Below are 15,750 nucleotides of genomic sequence, written 5' to 3'. Positions count from 1 at the left end.
TCATTGCGGCCAGGCCGCCGCACACACCAGGAAACGACCATGATCAAGCAGTTGATGTCGTCGCGCCGCTTTGCTCCATTGTTCTGGGCGCAGTTCGCCTCGGCGCTGAACGACAACGTTCTGAAGAATGCGCTCGTCATCATGCTGCTCTACGGCGCCGTGGCGGCGCATGGTGATGCGCTGGTGACTGTGGCTGGAGCCGTCTTCATCTTCCCGTTCTTCATCCTGTCGGGGCTGGGCGGCGAACTGGCCGACCGATACGTCAAGGGTGTCGTCGCGCGCCGATTGAAGTTCGCGGAGATCTTCGCCGCCGGCTTTGCAGCGCTCGGCTTCTTCCTGCATTCGATCCCGCTGCTGTTCGTGGCCTTGGGCATGTTCGGGATCATCGCCGCGCTGTTCGGCCCGGTGAAATACGCCATGCTGCCTGATCAGCTGACGGTTGGTGAGCTCGCCACCGGCAATGCGCTGGTGGAAGGTGCGACCTTCATGGCCATCCTGATCGGCACGATCGCCGGTGGCCAGCTGGTCTCGGGCTCTTCCCACATGGGCTGGGTCTCGCTTGCAGTGATCGGTCTTGCGGTGATCTCCTGGGCGTCGACGTCGCGTATCCCGCATACTGTGCCGTCCGCACCGGATCTGCGGATCACGACCAATCCCTGGACCTCGACGTCGCATCTGTTGAAATCGCTCCACGCCGCGCCCCGGCTGTGGGACGGCATGGTGATCGTGTCCTGGTTCTGGCTGGTCGGCGCCGTCGTGCTGTCGCTGCTGCCGGCGCTGGTGAAGGATGTTGTCGGCGGCACCGAGGGCGTCGTCACGCTCTGCCTTGCCACCTTCGCGATCGGCATTGCGATCGGCTCGCTGTTCGCGGCGCATCTCAGCCATGTCAGGCCGAACCTCGCGCTGGTGCCGATCGGCGCCATCATCATGGGTGTGTTCGGCCTCGATCTCTCCCTGGCGATCGGTACCACGGAAACCGCGAAGGACCTGACGCCTTTGGCCTTCATCGGCTCGTGGGCCGGTGCGCGCATGCTGCTCGACTTCGCCGTGTTCGCCTTCGGCGGCGGCCTGTTCGTGGTCCCGGCGTTCGCGGCTGTGCAGGCGTGGTCGGAGCCGACCGAGCGTGCCCGTGTCATCGCCGCCGGAAACGTGCTGCAGGCCGCCTTCATGGTGGTCGGTTCGCTGGGTGTCGCCGGCCTCCAGGCCGCAGGCGTCGCGGTTGGCTGGATCTTCTTTGGTCTGGCGCTGGCGAGCTTCGGCTCGGTCTGGTTCGTGCTCAACAAATGGGGCCGGGAAGGCGTGCGCGATTTCGGCGCGATGCTGTTCCGCGCGCTATTCCGCACCGAGGTGCGCGGGCTGGAAAATCTGCCGCCCGCCGGCACCCGCATGCTGATCGCGCCGAACCATGTCAGCCTGATCGACGGACCGTTGCTGCATGCCGTGCTGCCGATCGACGCGACCTTCGCCGTCGACACCGGCATTTCCAAGGCCTGGTGGGCGAAGATCTTCCTCAAGCTGGTGAGCCACATCACGATCGACCCGACCAAGCCGCTCGGCGCGCGCGATCTCATCAAGCTGGTTGCCAGCCAGGAGCCGGTGGTGATCTTCCCGGAAGGGCGCATCACCGTGTCCGGCTCGCTGATGAAGGTCTATGACGGCACCGCGATGATCGCCGACAAGGCCGATGCCGTCGTCGTGCCCGTCCGCATCGAGGGCGCGCAGCGCTCGCATCTCAGCTATCTCAAGGACGGCCAGATCAAGCGCTCGTGGTTTCCCAAGGTGACGGTGACGATCCTGCCGCCGGTGAAGCTCACCATTGATGCGGCACTCAAGGGCAAGACCCGCCGCAACGCCGCCGGCGCGGCGCTGCAGGACGTCATGATCGAGGCCATGGTCAAGAACGCCATGCTGGACCGGACACTGTTCGAGGCGCTGGCCCATGCGCATCGCGATCACGACACCGGCAAGGTGATGATCGAGGATCCGCTCGGCACCAAGCTGACCTACCGCAAGCTGCTGCTCGGCGCGCAAGTGCTCAGCCGCAAGCTCGAACACGGCACGATGGTCGGCGAGAACATCGGCGTCCTGCTGCCGAACTCGGCCGGTGTCGCCGTCGTCTTCATGGCGCTGCAGTCGATCGGCCGGGTGCCGGCGATGCTGAACTTCTCCGCCGGACCGGTCAACGTGCTGGCGGCGATGAAGGCGGCGCAGGTCACGACGGTGCTCACCTCGCGCGCCTTCATCGAGAAGGGCAAGCTCGACAAGCTGATTGCCGCGATCGAGGGCCAGGCGCGCCTGGTCTATCTCGAGGACGTCAAGGCCTCCGTCAGCCTGGGCGACAAGCTCAAGGGCATCCTCGACGGCACCAAGCCGCGCGTCGCCCGCAACGCCGACCATCCCGCCGTGATCCTGTTCACCTCGGGTTCGGAAGGCACGCCGAAGGGTGTCGTGCTGTCCCACCGCAATATCCTGGCCAACGCCGCACAGGCGCTGGCACGGGTCGATGCCAACGCCAACGATCTCGTGTTCAACGTCCTGCCGGTGTTCCATTCGTTCGGACTCACCGGTGGCATGATGATGCCCATGTTGGCGGGTATCCCGATCTACATGTACCCGTCGCCGCTGCATTACCGGATCGTGCCCGAACTGATCTACCAGACCGGCGCCACCATTCTGTTCGGCACCGACACCTTCCTGACCGGTTATGCGCGCTCGGCCCATGCCTATGATTTCCGGACTTTGCGGCTGGTCATCGCCGGCGCCGAGCCGGTCAAGGATCGCACCCGCCAAGTCTACATGGAACGCTATGGCATCCGCGTGCTCGAGGGCTATGGCGTCACCGAGACCGCGCCCGTGCTGGCGATGAACACGCCGATGGCCAACCGCGTCGGTACCGTCGGCCGTCTCTCGCCGCTGATGGAGGCCCGGCTCGACAAGGTGCCGGGGATCGAGGAGGGCGGCCGGCTCTCGGTCCGCGGGCCCAACGTGATGCTCGGCTATGTCAGGGCCGAAAATCCCGGCGTGCTCGAAGCGCTGCCCGAGGGCTGGCACGACACCGGCGACATCGTCACCATCGACGCGCAGGGCTTCATCACGATCAAGGGCCGCGCCAAGCGCTTCGCCAAGATCGCTGGCGAGATGGTGTCGTTGACGGTCGTCGAGCAGATCGCTGCGACGCTGTGGCCGCAGGCCGGCTCCGTCGCCGTTTCGCTCCCGGACCAGCGCAAGGGCGAGCGCATCGTGCTGATCACGACGCAGAAGGATGCCGAGCGATCCGCGATGCAGCGCCAGGCCAAGGCGCAAGGGGCGCCGGAGCTCGCGGTGCCGGCCGTCGTGATGGTGGTCGACAAGATCCCGCTGCTCGGCTCCGGCAAGACCGACTATCTCGGTGCGAGGGCGCTCGCCGAGGAGACTGCACCGGCGGCTGTTCAGGAGCGCGAGCCGGAGGGGCGGGAGGTCGCGTAATGACATCGCTGCGCCGAAGTCACCAGCAGAGCAGCCCCCGCGACGCGGGGATTGTCCTGCTGCATGGCATCGCCAGCCGCTCATTGATGCTGCGTCCCCTCGAAAAGAAGCTGCAGCGCGCAGGCTTCGCCACGCTCAATCTCCACTATCAAAGCCGTAAGAAGCCGCTCGATCGTCTTGCAGAGGATATCCGGCCCGCCGTCGCCGAGTTCGCGGCGGGTCTCGATGGTCCGATCCATTTCGTGACCCATTCCATGGGCGGACTTCTCGCGCGTGTGCTGATCGCCCACCATCGTCCGGCGCGTCTCGGCCGCGTCGTCATGATCGGCACGCCCAACGGCGGCAGCGAGCTGGCCGACCGTCTGCAGAACGTCGGACTCTACCGCGCCTATTTCGGCCCGGCCGGCCTGCAACTGGTGACGACCAAGGACGTCACGCTCGCCGCGCTGCCCCCGGCCGATTATGAGATCGGCATCATCGCCGGGAACCGCTTTCTCGATCCGATCGCTGGCTTGTTCGTGCTGCCCTGGCCCAACGATGGCCGCGTCTCGGTCGAGAGCTGCAAGCTGGTGGAGATGGCGGACTACACGACCGTCAAGGCCTCGCATATGGGCCTGCTGATGCATCCGGCCTCGTTCCGGCAGACCTTGGCTTTCCTGCGCAACGGCCAGTTCGAGCCGGTTCGGCCGCTGCTGCGCAGCGTCATCGCCGACATCGGCCGCCGCGCGGCCAGCTGACGCAAGTTTTCCTTGCTGCCTGCGGCTATCCCGCGACAATCTCGCATCCGACATCAAGAGGCAGGCAAGGCGATGACCGACGACAGCGTGATTCTCGACAAGCGCGGGCAGGCCCTCTGGATCACCATCAACCGCCCGGAGAAGCGCAACGCCCTCAATGGCGATGTCATCGCCGGGATCTCGCGCGGCTATCGCCAGGCGCATGACGATCCCGAGGTGCGCGTGATCGTGCTCACGGGCGCGGGGGACAAGGCGTTCTGCGCCGGCGCCGACCTGCAGAACTCGGGCGCGGCTTTCGCGATGGATTTCTCCCGACCCAATGTCGACTATGCCGACCTGATGCGGCTGTCGCAGAATTCCACCAAGCCCGCGATCGCGCGCGTTGGTGGCGTCTGCATGGCGGGCGGCATGGGCCTGCTCTGCATGACCGACATGGCGGTGGCGGCCGATCACGTCGTGTTCGGCCTGCCGGAGGTGAAGGTCGGCGTGTTTCCGATGCAGGTTCTGAGCCTGCTGCAGACCATCGCGCCGCCGCGGCTCGTCAACGAATGGGCGCTGACGGGCGAGCCGTTCGATGCCAGGGCGGCGCAGGCCGCAGGCCTGCTCAACTACGTGGTGCCGGCCGCCGAGCTCGACGCCAAGATCGACTGGCTGATCGGCCGCCTCGTCGACAAGTCGCCGACGGCGATCCGCCGCGGCAAATACGCGATGCGCGCCATCGCCTCGATGTCGTTCGACGAGTCCATCGCCTATCTCGAAAGCCAGATCGCGCTGCTGGCCATGACCGAGGATGCCAAGGAAGGCCTGAAGGCGTTCGCCGAGAAGCGCAAGCCGGTCTGGCCCGGGAAGTAGGCAAGCTGCAGGAGATCTCTGGTCAGGACCGTGCGCGAACCCGCATCGGCTGAACCTGATTGTACATCAGGCTGCGCCACAGCCATTCAACCGGGCCGAACTGAAACATCCTCAGCCAGCACCAGCTCACGATCACCTGAAGCCCGTAGACGGCGATGCCGATGCCGAGCGCGAGCGAGACGCTGACCCGGCCGAACAGACCGAGGCAGTAGCCGTAGAACACGAAGCCGAAGATGACGGACTGCATGAGGTAGTTGGTGAAGGCCATGCGCCCCACAGGGGCCGCCCAGCCGAGCAGGCGGGCGCCCCATGCGGTGTTCGCCACAGCCAGAACCAGCGCGCCATAGGCGAGCGCGAGGCTGACGGTCACGAGCGAGGGTCCGGCATCGACCGTCACAACAAGTGCGGCCAGCGCCATCAGCAGCCACGACGCGCGGTGATCGCGCGCGTCGCGCAGAATTCCGCAGCGCCAGATGACGATGCCGGCGAGAAAAAGACCGATCGTGCGCGGAAACACCCACAGATGCAGCGGAGCGATGGCGCCGATCTCGGACAATCGGACAGCGAGCACCTGAGAGAAGCTGCCGCCGGCATAGACGAGGCTGGCGTCGCTCACATGCTGCATCATCCACGCTGAGCTGGGCAGGGGCATCAGGCGCATCAGCCAGCCGGTGAAATAGAGGCCGAGCAGCGCGAGGCTGGCCGCGATCACGAGCCACCTCCGCGCAAACAGGAACGGCAGGACGATCAGGCCGGCCAGCGCATATTCGGTCAGGATGTCGCCGTTCCACAGCAGCGTCAGGTGCAGGAGGCCGATCGCGAGCAGGATCAGCAGGCGCCGGAGCAGCAGGGCGACACGCCGGTCCGGTGCGATCCGATCGAACTGCATCGCTAACCCGATGCCAAACAGCAGCGAGAACAGGGCGAACGCCTTCATCGAGACGGCGCGCTCGAGGAAATCTTCGATGGCGCGATTGAACGGCGAGTCACCCATCAAGGCCCACAACAGCGCGAACGTGTCCGGCGACGGGGATCCAGCGAAGAAGGTCGTTCCCGGCTCGTGCGTCCTCAACGCAGGCAGGAACTGTCGGAAGATCGAGATGCGGAATTCGAACGCGACGTTGATGGCCATGACGCCGAACAGCGCGAGGCCACGCAGGATGTCGAGGCTGATGAGACGGTCTGTGGCCGCAACAGGGAGGGTTGGTCCGTATGCACTGTTGGTATCTGCAAGAGCCGGCAAATCGACCTCAGCCGCTCCGATGCCTTACCGCCGCAGCAAGGAAAATCGAGGCCGGCGACAAGTTGGAGCAGCCGCGATAGATCAGTCAAGGCTCGGTTGTTGATGCGCGACGTCGCTTCCTGAATTAGGATGGAGGCATGATGCAAGGCGACACAACTGCAACCGGAAGCCTGACCATCCGGGCCATGCGCCCCGATGAGATGCCTCTTACCGTCGACTGGGCGGCAGCGGAAGGTTGGAATCCGGGCCTATCCGATGCGGCCTGCTTCGGTGTGGTCGATCCCGGCGGCTTCCTCGTCGCCGAGCGCGACGGGGAGCCGGTCGCGACCGTGTCCTGCGTCAACTACGACGACCACTTTGCCTTTCTCGGCTTCTACATCGTCCGTCCCGGGTTGCGCGGGCAGGGCTACGGCTTGCGGCTCTGGCAGTCGGCGATGGCGCATGCGGGATCGCGCATCGTCGGGCTCGATGGCGTGGTCGCGCAGCAGGACAACTATCGAAAATCTGGCTTCAGCTACGCCTATGCCAATATCCGCTATGGTGGGCGACCTGCCGCCTTGCCGCCACCGGCTGATCGATCAGCGATCGTCGCTCTTGCCGATGTGCCGCTCGCCGACGTCGAAGCGTCCGATGCGACCGTGTTTCCCGCGCCGCGCCGGGCATTCCTGCGGGCCTGGATCGATACGCCCGGACATGTCGGTCGGGCGCTGATCCGCGATGGCGCGCTGGTCGCCTGGGGCGTGATCAGGCCGTGCCGCACGGGCCACAAAATCGGTCCGCTGGTTGCTGAAAGGCGCGGTGATGCCGAGGCCGTGGTCTCGGCTCTGCTGATGGCCACAGGCGACTCCGAGGTATTCCTCGACGTGCCCGCCATCAATCCGGAGGCGGTGGCGCTCGCCGAAAGCCTCGGATTGAAGCCGGTGTTCGAGACCGCACGGATGTACACCGGGCCGATCCCGCCGCTGCGGATCGAGCGGGTGTTCGGCGTCACGACCTTCGAGCTCGGCTAGCTCAGCGCCTAAGCGGCCGCGCGAAGCTCAGCTCGTGGCCGTCGGGATCGGTGAGGTGGAAATAGCGCTCGCCCCATTCGGCATCGCGCGGCGTGGTCGACGGCGAGAATCCGGCCGCCAGCGCCTTGGCATAGACGGCATCGACATCGGCAACGTGGAAGATGATGCGGCCCCACCAGCTCCATTGCTTGTCCTCAGGCGTGGCGATCAGGTTGAGGTAGCCCGCGCCGGCGCGGAAGGTGGTGAACGCCGAATCCGCGCCGCCATAGGGCATGTCGTCGAAGCCGAGCGCGCGGTAGAACGCGACCGCGCGGGCCATGTCATGGGTGGCGATCGTGATCGCGCTGATGCTCTCGATGGTCATTTGGCTCTCCGAACGCGTCTGGACGCCGCGAGGCAGAGAAGCGCAGATCGCAGCGGGCGCGCAAGCGCAACTGCCCGTGGCCCGGCCATCCATGCGCTCCGGCCATCGCGGGCGCATGGATGCCTGATTGCGCATCAGCCCGGATTGGCCTTGAGACCGGCAGCCTCGATGCCGGCGATGGCGCAGATCTCGTCATTGTCGGAGGTGTCGCCGGAGACGCCGACGGCGCCGAGCAGAGTGGTGCCGTCCAGAATCAGCACGCCGCCGGGGACCGGGACCATGCGGCCCTGCGCCAGCGTGTTCACGGCGTCGATGAAGAAGGCCTGCTCCTGGGCGCGCTGGAACAGCGCGCGCGAGCCGAGGCCGAGCGCGAGCGCGCCATAGGCCTTGCCATGCGCGACCTCGGCCCGCATCAGGCTGGTGCCGTCCTGGGCGGCGGCCGCCTTCAGGCAGCCGCGTGCGTCGAGCACCATGACGGCGAGCGGCTTCAGCTTCTTCTCGACGCCCTTGGCGAGCGTGGCGTCGAGGATCTTGCGGGCGGTGTCGAGCGTGAGGTCGGCCATGTCGGTGTCCTTTGTGTTGTCGAGCTGCGTAGGGTGGGTAAAGCGCAGCGTGCCCACCATCTTGCGAAGCGGAAGGGAGGCGGTGGGCACGCTGCGCTTTGCCCACCCTACGAACTACGAACTACGTCGATGCTTGCGCCCGCTCCAGGCTCATCGCTAGGAGCTGCGCGGCATGAACGGCACCACGGTCGGCGCCGTCCTGGATCTGGTGGCGGCAGGACGTACCGTCGGCGACGATGAAGGTCGAACTGTCAGCCCTGCGTACGGCCGGCAGCAACGACGCTTCCGCCATCTGCAGCGAGACCTCGTAGGTCTCGGCGCCGTAGCCGAAGGCACCGGCCATGCCGCAGCAGGACGACTCGATCGTCTCGACCTCGAGCTCCGGAATGAGCCGCAGCACCTGCTCGACCGGCTTGAACGCGGCGAAAGATTTCTGGTGGCAATGGCCGTGCAGCAGCGCCCTGCCGGGCAGCGCGCCGAGCGGCAGCGCCAGCCGGCCGGTCTCGGCCTCGCGGGCTAGAAACTCCTCCAGCAGCAGCGCGTGGGCGCTGATGCTCTTCGCCGTGGTGTCGTTGCGCAGCGACAGCAGCTCGTCGCGCAGCGTCAGCAGGCAGCTCGGCTCCAGGCCGATGATCGGCACGCCGCGCGAGGCAAAGGGCGCGTAGGTCTCGACCAGGCGCTGCAGCTCGGACTTGGCTTCGTCGACGAGACCCGCCGAGAGGAAGGTCCGGCCGCAGCACAGCGCGCGGCCGCCATCGGCCGGCTTGGGAACGTAGACGCGATAGCCGCCGGCGATCAGCACGCGCAGCGCGGCGCCGAGATTTTCGCGCTCATAGACGCGGTTGAAGGTGTCGCCGAACAGCACGACCTCGCGGCCGTTCTCCGGCCCGAAGGCCTCGGCGTCGGCGCGGAAGGTGTCGCTGCGGAACGCGGGCAGCTTCCGCTTGGCACTGATGCCGGCGACACGCTCCATCAGGGCGCGCAAGAGTGCGCTGTGATTGCGTAGGTTTGCGAGCGGCGCGAAGCGCGCGGCGAGATCGGCATAGCGCGGCAGATAGGCCACGAGCTTGTCGCGCAGGGTGAGGCCATGCGTCGTTGCGCGCGCGGCCAGCACCTCGATCTTCATCTTGGCCATGTCGACGCCGGTCGGGCACTCGCGGCGACAGGCCTTGCAGGAGACGCACAGTTTGAGCGTTTCCATCATCTCGTCGGATGACAGTGCGCCGGGACCGAGCTGGCCTGAGATCGCAAGCCGCAAGGTATTGGCGCGTCCGCGCGTGACATCCTTCTCGTCGCGGGTGGCGCGATAGGACGGACACATCACCCCGCCGTCGAGCTTGCGGCAGGCGCCGTTGTTGTTGCACATCTCGATCGCGCCCTGGAAGCCGCCGGAGGCGCCGGGATAGGCCGACCAGTCCAGCACGGTCTTGATGTCATCGATGCGATAGTCCGGCGGGTAGCGGAACAGCGAGCGGTCGTCCATTTTCGGTGGATCGACGATACGGCCGGGGTTGAGGACGTTGCCGGGATCGAAGCGCTGCTTGATCTCCTTGAAATCGGCGACGATGCGGCTGCCAAACATCTGCGCGTGGAATTCCGAGCGCACGATGCCGTCGCCATGCTCGCCGGAATGCGAGCCCTTGTACTCGCGCACCATGGCGAAGGCGTCCTCGGCGATGGCCCGCATCGCCTTGACGTCCTTCTCCAGCTTCAGGTTCAGCACCGGGCGAACGTGCAGGCAGCCCTCGGAGGCATGTGCATACATCGTCCCGCGGGTGCCGTGCTTCGCAAACACCTCGTTCAGCCGCGCGGTATAGTCGGCGAGATGCGGCAGCGGCACCGCGCAGTCCTCGACGAACGACACCGGCTTGCCGGCCTCCTTCATCGACATCATCACGTTGAGGCCGGCCGCACGGAAGTCGGCGACGGCGGTCTGCAGGGCGGGGTCTGATATCTCGACGACACCGCCCCATTTGCGCGGCTCATTGGACCATGCGAAGCCGAGGTCGCCCATCAGCTCGCCGAGCTGCTTCAGCTTGGCGAGGTTCTCATCCTTGGTTTCCTCGGCGAACTCCACCACCAGGATCGCATCGGGGTCGCCGCGCACGGCAGCCGCGATCACCGGCTGGAACATCGCGATGTCGCGGCCAAGCCCGATCATGGTGCGATCGACCAGTTCGACGGCGATCGGCTTCAGCTTGACGAGATGCTGGGCCGCGTCCATCGCCTCATAGAAGCTGCCGAAATGGCAGACACCGAGCACCTTGGTGCGGATCAGCGGCCAAAGCTTCAGCTCGATCCGGGTGGAGAAGGCGAGCGTGCCTTCGGAGCCGACCAAAAGGTGTGCGAGATTGTTGGCGGCGTTGCGCGGCGTCAGCGCATCGAGATTGTAGCCGCCGACCCGGCGCTGCACCTTGGGAAACCTGTCGGCGATCTCCGCGGCCTCGCGCTCTCCCAGCGCCAGCATGTCGCGGAATAGCGCGCGGGCGTTCTCCGGCGCGTCGACGCCGCTGATATCGCGCGGCACCTCGCCGAAGCGCGCCTGGGTGCCGTCGGCGAGCGCCGCGTCGATCGCGATGGTGTTGTCGCGCATCGTGCCGTAGCGCAGCGAGCGGCCGCCGCAGGAATTGTTGCCGGCCATGCCGCCGATCGTGGCGCGCGATGCGGTGGAGACATCGACCGGAAACCACAGGCCGTGCTGCTTGAGCTGGCGGTTGAGGTCATCCAGCACGATGCCCGGCTCGACCATGCAGGTCCGCGCCTCGACGTCGAGCGAGACAATCCGGTTCAGGTGCTTGGAGACGTCGATGACGATCCCTTCATTGACGGTCTGCCCACATTGCGAGGTGCCGCCGCCGCGCGGGGTGACGATGCGGCCGTCATCGCGGGCGATGGCGAGCGCGCGCAGGGCCTCGTCCATGGTGCGCGGCACCACCACGCCGGCCGGAATGACCTGGTAGAACGAGGCGTCGGTGGCGTAGCGGCCGCGGTTGAAGCGGTCGAAGAAGACGTCGCCCGTGATCTCGGCGCGCAGCTTCTGTTCGAGACGGGACGGACCGGCTTTGGCGTTCGGCATGGATGGTTCCTGGTCGGTCGCGGTTATCCCTTAACGGGGGCGCTCCTCAGCCTTCGTGTCATGCATTTCTGGAAATGCGTCAATCCGATTGCATTCAATATAGAGCAGCCTGCTGCGCTATTCCATCCTGTTCGGTTTACTGCCTGTGTGCGGTGCAGCTGTCAGTTGAGTCTCGGCAAAGTAGTCGATCGCCGCCGTGCCCTTGTTGCGCAGGTGCTGGAACAGGATATCGGACAGCTCGCTCCCGGCGCGCCGGCGCAGGGCTTCGAGGATCTGCTCATGCTCGCGCATCGCCTCGCTCCAGCGCTCGCGCTTGTGGGCGAAATTGGCTGAGAAGCGCACCCGCCGGATCCGTCCCGCAAGGCTCTCATAGGTTGCATGAAGCGTCGCATTGGCGGCGGCATCGACGATCGCGCGATGGATCAGCTGGTTCATGCGGAAATAATTCTGCATGTCCTGCCGCATGTAGAAACCATACATATCATGATGAAGCTGCTCGATTTTTTCGATCTCTTCATCCGAGATGCGTTCGCAGGCGAGGCGCCCGGCCAGGCCTTCGAGCCCTCCCATCAGGTCGAACAATTCCTGGATGTCGGCCGCGCTGAGGGCGCGAACCCGCGCGCCGCGGTTGGGCAGCAGCTCGACCAGTCCCTCCGCCGCCAGGACCTTCAGCGCTTCGCGCAAGGGCGTGCGCGACACCCCCAGCATCTCGCACAATTGCCGCTCGGAGAGGCGGCCGCCATCGGCCACGTGACCCTCGACGATGTAGTCGCGCAACCGCGCCAGGATCTCGTCATGCAGCGAGGTCTCGTCACGCGCGGGGGCGGGGCGGTCCTCAGGTTCTGCCGCAAGGGCAGTTTCGATATCGGGAATCGTGGAGTTCATGCGGGAGGAGTGTAGCGGGTGTTACAGATGTGGTCGACCTTATATATGAATGCGTTATGTTGTTGTGTTCATCAAAAATGCATGCAATCATTGGTGCTCGAATGCCGTTGAGCTCCGGAGATCTGCCGTGACCCGTCACCAAGGCCGTCATTTCTTGCATATTCCGGGCCCGAGTCCCGTGCCCGAGCGGGTTCTGCGGGCGATGGATATGCCGGTGATCGATCACCGCAGCGCCGAGTTCGCCGAACTCGGCAAGGCCGTGCTCGCTGGCTCGCAGGCCATCTTCAAGACCACGAGCCCGGTGATCATCTATCCGTCGTCCGGCACCGGTGCCTGGGAGGCGGCGATCGTCAACACGCTGTCGCCGGGCGACAGGGTCTTGATGGTGGAGACCGGTCACTTCGCCACGCTGTGGCGGCAGATGGCGGCGCGCTGGGGCATCGAGGTCGATTTCATCCCGGGCGACTGGCGGCGCGGCGTCGATCCCTCGGCCATCGAGGAAAAGCTCACGGCGGACACGGCGCACCAGCTCAAGGCGGTGATGGTCGTGCACAACGAGACCTCGACCGGCGCGACCAGCCGGATCGGCGAGGTGCGCGCGGCGATGGATCGTGCGGGGCATCCAGCGCTGCTGATGGTCGATACGATCTCCGGTCTCGCCTCGGCCGACTTCCGCTTCGACGAATGGAAGGTCGATGTCGCGGTGTCATGCTCGCAGAAGGGCTTGATGCTGCCGCCGGGGCTCGGCTTCAATGCCGTCTCGGACAAGGCGCGCGCGGTGGCCAGGACCAACAAGATGCCGCGCTCGTTCTGGGATTGGGAGGACATGCTGAAGCTGAACGCGAACGGCTTCTTCCCGTACACGCCGGCGACCAACTTGCTTTACGGCCTGCGTGAAGCGATTGCGATGCTGCTCGAGGAAGGGCTCGACCAGGTGTTCGCGCGTCACCTGAGGCTCGCGGCTGCGACCCGCGCCGCGGTCGAGCATTGGGGCCTCGAGGTGCTGTGCCAGGAGCCGAAGGACCATTCGCCGGTGCTGACCGCGGTGCTGATGCCGCCGGGTCATAATGCCGATGAGTTCCGTCAGGTCGTGCTCGACAATTTCAACATGTCGCTCGGCTCGGGGCTGTCCAAGGTCGCCGGCAAGGTGTTCCGCATTGGCCATCTCGGCGAGTGCAACGAGCTGACCCTGATGGCTGCGCTGAGCGGTGTCGAGATGGGGCTGCGCGTGGCCGGCGTGCCGCATCGGGCCGGAGGTGTCGATGCCGCGATGGCGCTCTTGGAGCAGCCGCTTCCGGGCAATGCGCCGCGGCATCTTGCCGTGGTGAAATGAGGCTGAATCGCGTGCGGCGCCTGGGGCCATCGGGTCATGCCGCACTGCACCGACGAGGGAGATTGGTGTGCATCTGAGGGATGTCAGCCCGAAGCGATCGGTGCCTGCGTCTTCTTTATTGACGCCAGCGGTCTGGCGGGAGAAAAGCGCGGCGAGCGCGTGGGATGCCACGTCCGCGCACCAACCAAATGACCGGGGATGGACGCCAATGACTGTGCACACAGGACGGCATTTTCTTCAGATTCCGGGGCCGACCAACGTGCCCGATCGCGTGCTGCGCGCGATGGACATGCCGACGTTGGATCACCGGGGTCCCGAGTTCGCCGAGCTCGGTTTCGCCGTGCTGGCGGCCAGCCAGCGCATCTTTCGCACCAAGCAGCCGGTGGTCATCTATCCGTCGTCCGGCACCGGCGCGTGGGAAGCTGCGATCGTCAATACGCTCGCGCCTGGCGACAAGGTGCTGATGGCGGAGACCGGCCAGTTCGCCGTGCTCTGGCGCGGCATCGCCGACAAGTTCAAGCTCGACGTCGACTTCGTTGCCGGCGACTGGCGCCATGGCGCCGACATCGCCGCGATCGAGCAGCGCCTCGTCGATGACAAGGCGCACAAGATCAAGGCCGTCTGCGTCGTGCACAACGAGACCTCGACCGGCTGCCTGACGCCGCCGCTCGAAGTGCGCAAGGCGCTCGATCGCGCCGGCCATCCGGCGCTGCTGATGGTCGACACCATCTCCGGCCTGGGCTCGATGGAGTATGAGCACGATGCCTGGGGCATCGACGTCTCCGTCGCCGGCTCGCAGAAGGGCCTGATGCTGCCGCCGGGCCTCGGCTTCAACGCCGTCTCCGAGAAGGCGCTGGCCGTTGCCAAGGCCAATCCTGGCATGCGTTCCTACTGGGACTGGCAGGAGATCATCACCTTCAACAAGCTCGGCACCTTCCCCTATACGCCGGCGTGCAATCTGCTGATGGGTCTCAACGAGGCGCTGAAGATGCTGGAGGAGGAGGGCCACGAGAACGTATTCGCGCGCCACCGCCGCCACAGCCTGGCTACCCGCGCTGCCGTGAAGGCCTGGGGCCTCGACACGCAGTGCGCCGATCCGCAGGCGCATTCGCCGGCGCTGACCGGCGTGGTGATGCCCGAGGGGCATGATGCCGATCAGTTCCGCAAGCTCGTTCTCGAGAATTTCGACATGTCGCTCGGCACCGGCCTCAACAAGATCAAGGGCAAGGTGTTCCGCATCGGCCATATCGGTCATTTCAACGACCTGATGCTGATGGGTACGCTCTCCGGCGTCGAGATGGGTCTTGCGCTTGCTGGCGTTCCGCATCGCGCCGGTGGCGTGCTTGCGGCGATGGATGTCCTGAAGGCGCGCGAGACGGCGCCGATCTCGAAGGTGGCCTGATGAACGCACCTGTGACCGGCTCCGACGATCTCATCTATGCCGTCGACGACGGCATCGCCAAGATCACCTTCAACCGGCCGCAGGCGCGCAACGCGATGACTTTCGCGATGTACGACCAGATGGCCTCGATTTGCGAGGCCATCAATGCCGACCGGTCGATCAAGGCGCTGATCCTGACCGGCGCCGGCGACAAGGCCTTCGCCTCCGGCACCGACATCTCCCAGTTCCGTGCCTTCAAGACCGCTCAGGATGCGCTCGACTATGAGGCGCGGATCGACCGCGTGCTCGGCACGCTCGAAATGTGCCGCGTGCCCGTGATCGCGGCGATCGCGGGCGCCTGCACAGGCGGCGGCGCCGGCATCGCGGCCTGCTGCGACATCCGCATCGGCACCGAGACGACCCGTATGGGCTTTCCAATCGCGCGCACGCTCGGCAACTGTCTGTCGATGTCGAACATTTCGCGCGTGGTGTCCCTGATTGGACCGGCGCGCACGAAGGACCTGATCTTCAAGGCGCGGCTGGTCGAAGCGCCGGAGGCGCTCGCGCTCGGCCTGCTCAATGAAATCGTGCCTGACGTCGAAACCCTGCAGACGCGGGCGCTGGAGACGGCAAAACTCATTGCCTCGCATGCGCCGATCACGCTCGAAGTGACCAAGGAGGCGGTGCGCCGCATCCGCCGGACGCTGTCGCGTGACGAAGGCGAGGACCTGATCCTGCGGGCCTATATGAGCGAGGATTTCCGCGAGGGCATGGACGCGTTCCTCAACAAGCGGACGCCGAACTGGAAGGGCAAGTAGTCCGATGCTGGTGTTGCGACCTT

At 65.8% G+C, this 15,750-nt stretch carries 12 protein-coding genes; 7 read left to right on the top strand and 5 right to left on the bottom strand.

Translation table 11 applies throughout. The features are described from left to right. Positions 1–39: 39 nt before the first annotated feature. The 3 genes from QQL87_RS11845 to QQL87_RS11835 all read left to right on the top strand — a co-directional run bounded on the left by QQL87_RS11845 (position 40) and on the right by QQL87_RS11835 (position 5,054). Positions 40–3,465 carry an acyl-[ACP]--phospholipid O-acyltransferase gene (locus tag QQL87_RS11845; protein ID WP_284418015.1) on the top strand — a complete coding sequence of 1,142 codons (3,426 nt, stop codon included), beginning with the start codon at positions 40–42 and terminating at the stop codon, positions 3,463–3,465. After that, positions 3,465–4,202, top strand: coding sequence for an alpha/beta fold hydrolase (locus QQL87_RS11840; RefSeq protein WP_284418016.1), 738 nt, complete (start codon positions 3,465–3,467; stop codon positions 4,200–4,202). Before QQL87_RS11845 ends, QQL87_RS11840 begins: the two co-directional genes overlap by 1 nt. Before the next feature lie 72 nt (positions 4,203–4,274). After that, a complete protein-coding gene (locus QQL87_RS11835; RefSeq protein WP_284418017.1) occupies positions 4,275–5,054 on the top strand; it encodes an enoyl-CoA hydratase/isomerase family protein in 780 nt (259 codons plus the stop codon). Between the two features lie 22 nt (positions 5,055–5,076). Here QQL87_RS11835 and QQL87_RS11830 read toward each other — a convergent pair whose 3' ends face one another. Beyond that, positions 5,077–6,297 (bottom strand): DUF418 domain-containing protein, encoded by a 1,221-nt coding sequence (locus tag QQL87_RS11830; RefSeq protein WP_284418019.1) that lies wholly within the window; start codon positions 6,295–6,297, stop codon positions 5,077–5,079. Between the two features lie 137 nt (positions 6,298–6,434). Here QQL87_RS11830 and QQL87_RS11825 point away from each other — a divergent pair, with 137 nt between their 5' ends. Continuing rightward, a complete protein-coding gene (locus tag QQL87_RS11825) occupies positions 6,435–7,307 on the top strand; it encodes a GNAT family N-acetyltransferase (RefSeq protein WP_284418020.1) in 873 nt (290 codons plus the stop codon). Between the two features lies 1 nt (position 7,308). Here the strand turns inward: QQL87_RS11825 and QQL87_RS11820 are convergent, their stop codons facing one another. The 4 genes from QQL87_RS11820 to QQL87_RS11805 all read right to left on the bottom strand — a co-directional run bounded on the left by QQL87_RS11820 (position 7,309) and on the right by QQL87_RS11805 (position 12,195). Continuing rightward, positions 7,309–7,671, bottom strand: a complete 363-nt coding sequence (locus QQL87_RS11820; protein ID WP_284418021.1) for a VOC family protein — start codon at positions 7,669–7,671, stop codon at positions 7,309–7,311. Between the two features lie 134 nt (positions 7,672–7,805). Next, the gene (locus QQL87_RS11815; RefSeq protein WP_284418022.1) at positions 7,806–8,234 is read right to left on the bottom strand and encodes a GlcG/HbpS family heme-binding protein; all 429 of its coding nucleotides are present in this window, start codon (positions 8,232–8,234) and stop codon (positions 7,806–7,808) included. 121 nt (positions 8,235–8,355) lie between these two features. Beyond that, the gene (locus QQL87_RS11810; protein ID WP_284418023.1) at positions 8,356–11,310 is read right to left on the bottom strand and encodes an FAD-binding and (Fe-S)-binding domain-containing protein; all 2,955 of its coding nucleotides are present in this window, start codon (positions 11,308–11,310) and stop codon (positions 8,356–8,358) included. A 117-nt stretch (positions 11,311–11,427) separates the two neighbouring features. Next, a complete protein-coding gene (locus tag QQL87_RS11805; protein ID WP_284418024.1) occupies positions 11,428–12,195 on the bottom strand; it encodes a GntR family transcriptional regulator in 768 nt (255 codons plus the stop codon). Positions 12,196–12,322: 127 nt separating this feature from the next. Between QQL87_RS11805 and QQL87_RS11800 the strand changes: the two genes are divergently transcribed. The 3 genes from QQL87_RS11800 (at position 12,323) to QQL87_RS11790 (ending at position 15,727) form a co-directional block, all read left to right on the top strand. Next, complete coding sequence (locus tag QQL87_RS11800; protein WP_284418025.1) at positions 12,323–13,528, top strand: pyridoxal-phosphate-dependent aminotransferase family protein; 1,206 nt, start codon at positions 12,323–12,325, stop codon at positions 13,526–13,528. 208 nt (positions 13,529–13,736) lie between these two features. Beyond that, positions 13,737–14,930: a pyridoxal-phosphate-dependent aminotransferase family protein gene (locus QQL87_RS11795; RefSeq protein ID WP_284418026.1), complete on the top strand. Its 1,194-nt coding sequence runs from the start codon at positions 13,737–13,739 to the stop codon at positions 14,928–14,930. Beyond that, positions 14,930–15,727 (top strand): enoyl-CoA hydratase/isomerase family protein, encoded by a 798-nt coding sequence (locus tag QQL87_RS11790; RefSeq protein ID WP_284418027.1) that lies wholly within the window; start codon positions 14,930–14,932, stop codon positions 15,725–15,727. Before QQL87_RS11795 ends, QQL87_RS11790 begins: the two co-directional genes overlap by 1 nt. The last annotated feature ends 23 nt before the right edge of the window (positions 15,728–15,750 follow it).

Source organism: Bradyrhizobium sp. SSBR45G, from assembly GCF_030159255.1.
Classification (GTDB): Bacteria; Pseudomonadota; Alphaproteobacteria; order Rhizobiales; family Xanthobacteraceae; genus Bradyrhizobium.
This window is presented reverse-complemented; position numbering and strand designations above follow the sequence as displayed.